The organism is Umezawaea sp., assembly GCF_036375055.1.
Classification (GTDB): Bacteria; Actinomycetota; Actinomycetes; order Mycobacteriales; family Pseudonocardiaceae; genus Umezawaea.
On the sequence record NZ_DASUSQ010000031.1, the window covers coordinates 69,295 to 75,419 of the forward strand.

Consider the following 6,125-nt stretch of genomic DNA (forward strand, 5'->3'; position numbering starts at 1 on the left):
ATGCACCACCTCATCCGCGAAGCACTGCGCGGCGACGACGGCATGACCACCGCCGAGTACGCGCTCGGCACCCTCGCCGCGGCGGCCCTGGCGACCGCCCTCTACGCGGTCCTGAGCGGCGACACCGTCGCGACCATGCTGAAGGACCTGGTCCAGAGCGCCTTCTCGGTGGGCGTGTGAGACCTCGACGCCGTTCGCGCTCTCCGAACGACAGCGGCACCGTCACGGTCGAGACCGCGATCGTGGTGTTCCCGCTGGTGATCGTCCTGGTGCTGGGAGCGTGCGCGATCACGGCCGTGGTGGACCAACTCCGCTGCACCGACGCCGCCCGTGAAGCGGCGCGCCTGCTGGCCCGCGGCGAACCGGAACGGGCCGAGTCGGCCGTCCGGTCCATCGCACCCGCCGGCGCGAACCTGACCGTGCGCACCGACGGCGACACCGTCCACGTCGAGGTCTCGGGCAGTCCCACCGTCGACCTCCTCCCAGGGCTGCACCTGACCGCCCGCGCCTTCGCCGTGCTCGAACCGACGACGGACGGCTGACCGCCGCGCAAGGAGCAAGGAGCGGGGCAGGCCATCGAGTCGGTCGCCGGTCCTGTCCGTTGACCGGCGGTCAACGGACAGGACCGGAGAGGAGGGCTGTACCTCGGCGGTCTTGAGCACAGGTGCGGGTCATCGGGTCGAGGTGTCGGTTTGCCCGTTGACCGCCGGTCAGCGGGAGACGGCGTTCCTCCGCGGGGTCGCCTGAGGTTCGTTGACCGCTGGTCCACGACGAGCGGTGGGGTCGGTTCCTGGACGGCGAGGGTGCTGCCGGGGGGAGGTCGTTGGCCGGTGGGCTACAGCGAGAGGAGGCGTGGGTGGGTGGTGACCGGGGATCGGCGACGGTGCTCGGGGTGGCGTGGTTGGTGGTGTTCGCGCTGCTCACGAGCCTCGGTGTGCAGGTCGGTGGCGCGGTGGTGGTGCGGCACGAGGTGGAGGGGGCGGCTGATCTGGCCGCGTTGGCCGCCGCCGCTCACCTCGCCGACGGTGTGGGACCTGCCTGCGACAGGGCGCGGTGGGTGGTCGAGCGCGCGGGCAAGCGGTTGATCGGCTGCGCGGCGAGCGGTTGGGAGGTGGAGGTCGACGTCGAGGGGATCGTGCCGCTGTTCGGCGCGGTGAGCGTTCGGACGCGTGCCGGTCCGGCTGAAGGGTGAGGGGGTGTCGGTCGCGGTGAACGGTCATCCATCCACGGTGAGCGGACTCACAGGCTGGTCGCGGTTGCTCTTAGCGTGCTCTCAGGTTCAGCCGGCAGTTCAGTCGCCCGCAGCGGAGGCTTCGTTCGCCGTGCCATTCCGACCAGTTGTCGACGGGGAGTTACATCCGGCGCTGTTGATGCCGTTAATTGGAGTAGCGGCACCGACACGGTGTCCGGCAACACCGACACAGTGTCAGTGTTCAGGTAGTTGGAGGCGACAGAGCATGGAGTGGTCGGATAGCTGGCGCGGGGCCTTCCGCATCGAGCTGCGGGCAGAGGCGGTCGGCCTCGCGTGGCACGGGTGGCCTGTGCTGCCGGGGACCTATCCGGCCGGTTCGGAGAACGGCGACGTCCAGTGGGCCGGGCGCGGCGGTGTCGAGACCGACGGTCCGGTGCCGGTGCACGGTGACTGGCAGGAGCGCATCGGCACCCAGCCGAACCAGGTCGCGCAGTGGTGGGCCGGTCAGTCGTACAGCGTGCTCGGTGCCACGGGCTACGTGTTCGACGCGATCGAGGTGAGCGCGGACCTGGGGCGCCGGGCCGCCACGGCGCTGCGCACCATCGGGCTGCCGGTGCCGATCGTCGCCACGCCCGCCGGGGCGTGGATGTTCCTGGTCGAGTCGGGCCAGTCGCTGGGCTCCGACCTGGTGGCGCACGACGACGTCCGCCACTACGGCAAGGGCGAGTACATCTCCCTGCCGCCGTCGCCGGTCCAGCACGGTGTCGTGCACTGGCGGGTCAAGCCGCAGATCTGTGGCTGGAGCCTGCCCGCGTCGCGGATCGTGCAGGACGCGCTCGTCGAAGCCATCCAGATGCCTTCGCTGTTCCAGGCCAACGCTCAGCGGCTGGTCGCCGCCGAACGGGCCTGACCCTCGAGCTGGCCGTCCTGGGTGCTGTTGGTTTTCTCCCCGACAACCCCGAGAACAGTGCCCAGGACGGCCATCCCACCTGCCTTGTCCAGCGGTTCGTTGCCATTCCCGCACTTCGGCGACTGAACGCAGGACGGGCAACCAGCCGGACACGTACACGAAGCGATCGCTTCCCGAGTAGCGACCAGCCAGGGGATCACAGCGGCGAAGCCGCGGTCGGCGAATCCGGCCCCTCCTGGATGACCGTCGTGCACGAACACCGTCGCCTCCCCGGTGTCAGCGTGCAGCGCGGTCGACACACCGCCGATGTCCCAGCGGTCACAGGTCGCGAACAGCGGTAGCAGGCCGATCGCCGCGTGTTCGGCGGCGTGCAGCGCACCGGGGACGCGCGCGGGATCCAGACCCGCGCCCCCCGGTGCGCTGCTCGCCAACAACTTCTCCGACACCGTGTACCAGACGGCCCTGGTGAGCAGCACCTGCTCCGGCAGGTCGAGCGGCACCTGGTCGATCACCTGCCCGGACGGCAGTCGGCGCAGGTAGCCGACGACCTGCGACGTCACCTCGACCTCGCCGAGGCACACCGAGACGCCCTCGTAGTCCCGCCGCTCCAGCGTGCTGACGACCGTGATGTCCACGGTCTCGCGGGCCATCGTCGACCAGTCCGGCCGGTCCGTGTGCACCAGCGCCAAGCCCTGCTCCAGGTCCAGGTCGTCCACGACGTACGACTCACCCTGGTGCAGGTACACGGCGCCGGGGTGGACCGAGCGGTGCGCGGCGCCCGGATCGACGGTGCCGAGCATCCGGCCCGAGTCGGCCTCCACGACGACGACCTGCTCGCCGCCGGTGCCGCGGATGTCGACGGCCGCGTGCGGGCGGTCGTGCGACGCCCAGTACCAGCCGTTCGGCCTGCGGCGCAGCAGTTTCCGCTCCACCAGGTCCGCCAGCACGGGCAGGGCCGCGGCGCCGCCGAACTCCGCCAGCCCGGCCTCGGTGAGCGGCAGTTCGGCCGCGGCGCACGCCAGGTGCGGGGCGAGCACGTACGGGTTGGTCGGGTCGAGCACGGTCGCCTCGACCGGGCGGTCGAACACCGCGGGCGGGTTGTGCACGAGGTAGGTGTCCAACGGGTCGTCGCGGGCGACGAAGACGACCAGCGCGCTGTCGCCCGAGCGGCCCGCGCGACCCGCCTGCTGCCAGAACGACGCCAGCGTGCCGGGGAAACCGGCCACCACCACGGCGTCCAGGCCCGCGATGTCGACGCCCAGCTCCAGCGCGTTCGTCGTCGCCACGCCGAGGAGTTCACCGCTCGACAGCGCGCGCTCCAGGGCGCGGCGCTCCTCCGGCAGGTAGCCCCCTCGGTACGCGGCGACCCGGCCGGGCAGTGAGTCGTCCACTTCGGACAGCAGGCGCCGCGCGCCCATCGCCGTCAGCTCGGCGCCGACGCGCGAGCGGATGAACGCCAGCGACCGCGCGCCCTCCACGACCAGGTCGGCCAGGATGCGGGACGCCTCCGCGCCCGCCGAGCGGCGGACGGGAGCGCCGTTCTCGCCCGCGAAGTCCTCCAGCAGCGGCGGTTCCCACAGCGCGACCGTGCGCGAGGCGCGCGGCGAACCGTCCTCCGTCACGGCGGCGCACTCGGCGCCGAGCAGGCGGCCCGCCGAGACGGCGGGGTTCGTCACCGTGGCGGAGGCCAGCACGAACACCGGGTCGGCCCCGTACTTGCGGGCGACGCGGCGGAGCCTGCGCAGCAGCAGCGCGACGTGCGAGCCGAACACGCCGCGGTAGGCGTGGCACTCGTCGACCACGACGTACTTGAGCCGCTTGAGCAGCCTGATCCACCGGGTGTGGTTCGGCAGGATGCCGCGGTGCAGCATGTCCGGGTTCGTGAACACCCAGTTGGCGTAGGCGCGCACCCAGTCGCGCTCGGCCATCGGCGTGTCGCCGTCGAACGAGGAGGCGCGCACGTCCGGCACCGCCAGCGCCTCGACCGACCGCAGCTGGTCCGCGCCCAACGCCTTCGTGGGCGCCAGGTAGAGGGCGGTGGCGCGCGGGTCGGTGGTCAGCGTCGTCAGCACCGGCAGCTGGTAGGCCAGCGACTTGCCGGACGCGGTGCCCGTGGCGAGCACCACGTCGCGCCCCGACCAGGCGAGGTCGGCGGCCTCCACCTGGTGCCGCCACGGCCGCTCGACGCCGCTGGAGCGCACGGAGTCGATCACCCGTTCGGCCGCCCACGATGGCCACTGCGCCAATTGGGCGGCGCGACGTGGCATATCGGTGACGTGCGTGAGGGGTGATTCCCCGCTGGGCACCCCGGCGAGGACCCTCTCCAGCAGTCGGCGTCCCTGGTCGGCCACGGTCGGCAGCTTCGCACACGGCACCGACAGTTCCGACACCGTCGAAGCACCGCGTACCGCTTCCTGCGTAGATAACGGTGTGTGCACGGATCGGGACGTATCGTTGCAGGCTTGCCACCTATGAATAGACTCCGCCGAATCGCATCCAATGAGGGATGCATCACGTGGTGTCTGGGCTGACGCGCGGTCGGCCGCTGGTGGCGCGACGCGATGCGGTCCCCTGTTGGGCAGACACTCACCAGGAGGACGGATGTCCCGGCAATTCCTCGCGGAGGGCCTTGAACTCTCCGGAGGTGATCGCGGCGTTGTCGCCGTGATCGCCGTGGTCGCCCTGGCAGCCCTTGCCGTCGGCTACGTACTGCTCAGGGAGGTGCTGGCCGCAGGCCAGGGCACCCCCAAGATGCAGGACATCGCCAAGGCGGTCCAAGAGGGCGCAGCGGCTTACCTCAACAGGCAGTTCCGCACGCTCGCACCCTTCGTGGTGATCGTTTTCGTCCTGTTGTTCGCCCTACCCGCCGAAGACCTGAACGAGCGGATCGGCAGGTCGCTGTTCTTCATCATCGGCGCCGTCTTCTCCGCGAGCATCGGCTACCTGGGCATGTGGCTGTCGACCCGCGCCAACGTGCGCGTCGCGGCCGCGTCGAAGGAGGACGGCGGACGGGAGAAGGCGACCCGGATCGCGTTCCGCACCGGTGGCGTCGTCGGCATGATGACCGTCGGCCTCGGCCTGTTCGGTGCCGCGGTCGTCGTGCTCGTCTACGCGGGCCAGGCCCCGAAGGTGTTGGAGGGCTTCGGGTTCGGTGCCGCGCTGCTGGCGATGTTCATGCGCGTCGGCGGCGGCATCTTCACGAAGGCCGCCGACGTCGGCGCCGACCTGGTCGGCAAGGTCGAGCAGGGCATCCCCGAGGACGACCCGCGCAACGCCGCGACGATCGCCGACAACGTCGGCGACAACGTCGGCGACTGCGCCGGGATGGCGGCGGACCTATTCGAGTCCTACGAGGTGACGCTCGTCGCCTCGCTGATCCTCGGGGCCGCCGCGTACGCGGACTCCGACGTCGGCGCGATCGCGGGCGTGATGTTCCCGCTGTTCGTCCGCGCGGTCGGCGTCATCACGTCGATCATCGGGATCCTCGCGGTCACGCCGCGCAGCGAGGACGAGCACGGGATGAAGGCGATCAACCGCGGGTTCTTCCTCTCGGCCGCGATCTCGGCCGCTGTCGTGTTCGTGATCGCCGGGGTCTACATGGAGGACTACCGACCGGGCGTCGCGGTCCTGTTCGGCCTGATCCTCGCGAGCGTGATCCAGGTCCTCACGCAGTACTTCACCGACACGAAGTACAAGCCGGTGCAGGAGATCGCCGAGGCCACGCAGACGGGCCCGGCGACGACGATCCTGTCCGGCTTCGCGGTCGGGCTCGAGTCCACGGTGTGGGCGATCCTCGTGATCGCCGCCGCGGTATCCGGCGCGTTCCTGCTCGGCGACACGACGGCCGAGGCGTTGTACTTCATCTCGCTCACCGGGATGGGCATGCTCACGACGGTGGGCGTCATCGTCTCGATGGACACGTACGGTCCGGTCTCGGACAACGCGCAGGGCATCGCCGAGATGTCCGGCGAGTTCGAGGGACGGCCCGCGCAGGTGCTCCGCGGGTTGGACGCCGTCGGCAAC

At 70.9% G+C, this 6,125-nt stretch carries 6 protein-coding genes; 5 read left to right on the forward strand and 1 reads right to left on the reverse strand.

Translation table 11 applies throughout. The features are described 5' to 3' along the window. The 4 genes from VFZ92_RS10215 (at nt 1) to VFZ92_RS10230 (ending at nt 2,102) form a co-directional block, all read left to right on the forward strand. Nucleotides 1-180, forward strand: coding sequence for a DUF4244 domain-containing protein (locus VFZ92_RS10215; RefSeq protein WP_330875595.1), 180 nt, complete (start codon nt 1-3; stop codon nt 178-180). Beyond that, the gene (locus VFZ92_RS10220) at nt 177-542 is read left to right on the forward strand and encodes a TadE family type IV pilus minor pilin (protein WP_330875596.1); all 366 of its coding nucleotides are present in this window, start codon (nt 177-179) and stop codon (nt 540-542) included. The genes VFZ92_RS10215 and VFZ92_RS10220 overlap by 4 nt, the downstream gene beginning before the upstream one ends. A gap of 314 nt (nt 543-856) precedes the next feature. Beyond that, nucleotides 857-1,192: an Rv3654c family TadE-like protein gene (locus tag VFZ92_RS10225; RefSeq protein WP_330875597.1), complete on the forward strand. Its 336-nt coding sequence runs from the start codon at nt 857-859 to the stop codon at nt 1,190-1,192. A gap of 265 nt (nt 1,193-1,457) precedes the next feature. After that, nucleotides 1,458-2,102, forward strand: coding sequence for a bifunctional DNA primase/polymerase (locus tag VFZ92_RS10230; protein ID WP_330875598.1), 645 nt, complete (start codon nt 1,458-1,460; stop codon nt 2,100-2,102). Here the strand turns inward: VFZ92_RS10230 and VFZ92_RS10235 are convergent. Further along, nucleotides 2,072-4,483, reverse strand: a complete 2,412-nt coding sequence (locus tag VFZ92_RS10235; protein ID WP_414719855.1) for a DEAD/DEAH box helicase — start codon at nt 4,481-4,483, stop codon at nt 2,072-2,074. The two genes, VFZ92_RS10230 and VFZ92_RS10235, sit on opposite strands and share 31 nt — an antisense overlap. A 220-nt stretch (nt 4,484-4,703) precedes the next feature. Here VFZ92_RS10235 and VFZ92_RS10240 point away from each other — a divergent pair. After that, a partial coding sequence (locus tag VFZ92_RS10240) for a proton/sodium-translocating pyrophosphatase (RefSeq protein ID WP_330875600.1) occupies nt 4,704-6,125 on the forward strand: 1,422 nt, incomplete at its 3' end.

What these genes read in the sequence shown, in the direction of transcription:
- VFZ92_RS10215 (WP_330875595.1), top strand. Translation starts at nt 1, where the DNA reads ATGCACCACCTCATCCGCGAAGCACTGCGCGGCGACGACGGCATGACC.
- VFZ92_RS10230 (WP_330875598.1), top strand. Translation starts at nt 1,458, where the DNA reads ATGGAGTGGTCGGATAGCTGGCGCGGGGCCTTCCGCATCGAGCTGCGG.